At 42.5% G+C, this 2524-nt stretch carries 1 protein-coding gene; it reads left to right on the top strand.

What is annotated here, in order from left to right; translation table 11 throughout:
- The first annotated feature begins 602 nt into the window (after positions 1–602).
- Positions 603–2414, top strand: a complete 1812-nt coding sequence (locus tag ACK8P8_RS22180) for a reverse transcriptase/maturase family protein (RefSeq protein WP_128714193.1) — start codon at positions 603–605, stop codon at positions 2412–2414.
- Positions 2415–2524: the final 110 nt, after the last annotated feature.

Here is a 2524-nt window from a genome sequence, read left to right as displayed (position 1 = left end):
GGTGCGCCCGTCAAGGCTGCGTAAGTAACAATCCCATTAGCAAGGGATTAGGTAAGTGTACATTGAAATGACCTATCATCCACCTGCTTATCCATTCAACGAAAGACGATGGGGAGTGTAGCATGCAGGAAAAGCCATAAGTCAGTTAGTTACCAAACTGCGACTGAATGGTAGGATGAAAAGACAGATAAAGGATAAAGTCTATACTGATTGAATGATAGTCCAAGCGGTATCTCGTTGTACCTGCAATGTAAGGTAGCTATTTGAATTATCCCGAAGAGGGAAATTCATACTCGTTGTATCGTGACACTCGTCTTCCAGTCTTTGAGGAGGATGTAGCATGTACTTGTCACGACGCATCTGCAATAAGCAGAAAAGGACGAAAGTCATATCCGACAATCTGTCAAGCGGCAGTTACTACGCAAGCAAACGGGGATTGCCTAAATCGGAATGCCAATAAAATGGCTATAAGGTGCAGACCTTTGAATATCCGACATGGCAACGGAGCCTCCGTAGTAGTCCGAGCAGGGTAACGCCCTGTACATGGCAAAGGGAGGCAGTTAATTCTTTTAATACAATTAATGAAAAATGTGCGAGACATTATGAGAAATTCAGAAAGAGTATTAAACAGTCTGGCAAAGCACAGCAAACAACCAGACTACAAATTTGAGAGGCTTTACCGCCTGCTGTTCAATGAACAGATGTACTACGTTGCCTACCAGCGTATATACGCAAAGGAAGGCAACATGACCAAAGGTGCGGACAATAAGACCATTGACCGCATGAGTATATCACGCATTGAAAAACTGATAAGTTCGTTAAAAGACGAGTCATATCAGCCGATACCGTCAAGGAGGGTATATATTCCCAAGAAAAATGGGAAGAAACGCCCTTTGGGAATACCTGCATTCAATGACAAACTTCTGCAAGAGGTGGTCAGAATGATTTTGGAAGCGATTTACGAGGGTAGTTTCGACATGAACTCACATGGGTTCAGACCTAAGCGCAGCTGCCATACGGCTTTGCGACAAATCCAACGGACATTTAACGGAGCACGCTGGTTTATTGAGGGAGACATCAAAGGTTTCTTTGACAACATTAACCACGGTGTAATGATTTCCATTTTGGAAAAACGCATCTCCGATGAACGTTTCCTGAGATTAATCCGCAAGTTCCTGAATGCAGGCTATCTTGAAGATTGGACGTATCATAAAACATACAGCGGTACTCCACAAGGTGGAATTATCAGCCCTATGCTGGCAAACATATACCTTGACCAATTAGACCGCTATGTACGTGAATATATCCAACGCTTTGATAAGGGTAAAGAACGGGCAGGCAATCCCGAGCGTATCAAATTTGAGTATGGGAAAAGGTTGGCAGTGCTGAAACTTGAAAAGGTAAAGGACAAGGAACAACGCAAATCCATAGTCAAGAAAATAAAAGCCTATGACAAAGGAAGAGCGGCTATTTCTTGTGGCGTGGACATGGACGAGAATTTCAGACGACTGAAATATGTACGTTATGCCGATGATTTTCTCTGTGCTGTGATAGGGACGAAAGCAGAGGCGGAAACTATCAAGCAAGACATCAAAGTGTTCTTGCAAGAAAAGCTCGCCCTTGAACTTTCGGAAGAGAAAACTCTTATCACGCACGGAAGAAAATCGGCAAAGTTTCTCGGATATGAAATCTATGTCCGGAAATCTACACAAACCAAGAGGAACAAGGCTGGCAAACTGACGAGACCTTACAACAATAAGATTTATCTGAAGATGCCCCTTGAAACGGTACGGAAGAAACTGTTGGACTATGACGCACTGAAAATCAATGTGCATAATGGGAAAGAACAGTATAAATCCAAACACCGCACCTATCTCATCAACAACGATGATTTGGAAATCTTGGAAAGGTACAATTCGGAGATAAGAGGTTTTTACAACTATTATTCACTTGCAAATAACTGTCATACACTTCACTCTTTTAAGTACATCATGGAGTACAGCATGTACAAGACTTTTGCTGCCAAATACAAAAGTACGGTCGTGAAAATCTGCAAGAAGTATAAGAAAGATAAGGTGTTTACAGTGTACTACAAGAATAATAAAGGTAAAACCTTGATGCGCCAATTTTATCATGACGGTTTCAAACGCAAAAAACAAGATTATGCGCAATGTTACGACAGAATGCCAACAAGCTATCATAGTTCACCAACAAGCCTTGTGGCTCGCCTAAAGGCTTGCAAATGCGAACTATGTGGCAAGGAAAATGTCAAGTTAGACATGCACCATGTTAGAAAACTCAAAAATCTGCAAGGAAAAGAGGATTGGGAAAAACACATGATTGCACGGAAACGCAAGACTATCGCACTTTGTCGGAGTTGCCATAAGAAAGTGGATGGCGGTTGGATGGACTGACGGAATTAATGGAGAGCCGGATACGCTGAAAGGTGTAAGTCCGGTTCGGGGGCGAGCATTTGAAAACCTACCATAGTAATATGGAAAGGCGTTGGGTGCTTAGCCTACAC

Origin of the sequence: Butyricimonas muris (genome assembly GCF_046365375.1) — a bacterium.
Classification (GTDB): Bacteria; Bacteroidota; Bacteroidia; order Bacteroidales; family Marinifilaceae; genus Butyricimonas; species Butyricimonas muris.
The sequence above is the reverse complement of the archived record's forward strand: the minus strand, read 5'-3'. Positions and strand labels throughout refer to the sequence as shown.